This window comes from Candidatus Symbiopectobacterium sp. NZEC135 (assembly GCF_025962695.1).
In genome coordinates this window covers 1-661 of the sequence record NZ_JAGFPF010001182.1, presented here as the reverse complement: position 1 = coordinate 661, position 661 = coordinate 1, and the positions used below count along the sequence as shown (strand labels likewise).

Annotated in this window: 1 protein-coding gene and 2 pseudogenes; 2 read left to right on the top strand and 1 reads right to left on the bottom strand. The window is 49.6% G+C overall.

Going from position 1 to position 661, the window contains the following annotated elements; all coding sequences use genetic code 11:
- Both J5224_RS33220 and J5224_RS33215 read left to right on the top strand, forming a co-directional pair.
- A pseudogene (locus J5224_RS33220) lies at positions 1-100 on the top strand (FtsH protease modulator YccA); the annotation flags it as partial.
- 154 nt (positions 101-254) lie between these two features.
- A complete protein-coding gene (locus J5224_RS33215) occupies positions 255-560 on the top strand; it encodes a TusE/DsrC/DsvC family sulfur relay protein (RefSeq protein ID WP_264629156.1) in 306 nt (101 codons plus the stop codon).
- Between the two features lie 7 nt (positions 561-567).
- Here the strand turns inward: J5224_RS33215 and J5224_RS33210 are convergent.
- A pseudogene (locus J5224_RS33210) lies at positions 568-661 on the bottom strand (acylphosphatase); the annotation flags it as partial.

Here is a 661-nt window from a genome sequence, read left to right as displayed (position 1 = left end):
TGAAACGAATTATATTCGCGCCACGGTTAGTCTGTACGTTTCCATTTATAACCTGTTCGTGAGCTTGTTGAGCATTTTAGGCATCATGCGCAACAACTAACCGGATTGAGGCTTATGCCGTTGTCATTCCACTGATGGAACAGGCCTGAGTTTGGCATCTTTGCCGCTCGGGCCTTTTTATTACCCCGACTACCCCATTCTTCCGACCAAATTTCTTTGCTACACTTCGCTTAAAACCGGGGTCACGAGGCACTATGTTGGAGTTTGAAGGGCGTTTTATAGAAACGGATGCACAAGGATACTTGCTTAACAGCGCTGATTGGCGTGAATCTCTCGCACCGCTGCTGGCAGAGCAGGAAGATATCGCGTTAACCGATGCGCATTGGGAAGTGGTGCGCTTTGTTCGCCACTCGGCGATTCGTATGCTGGTAAAAGCGATGGCACAAAAGTACGGTGAAGAAAAAGGCAATAGCCGCTATCTGTATCGACTCTTTCCCAAAGGCCCAGCCAAGCAGGCAACCAAAATTGCAGGGTTACCCAAGCCGGTAAAATGTATCTGATGCTCGGCTAATAGCGGATTGAAAAACCAGTGTAATCCATCATCGCGCGGGGTTCGACAAGAACGAGCTCAACACGAGCACTGCGCGGCCCACCCGCTTTT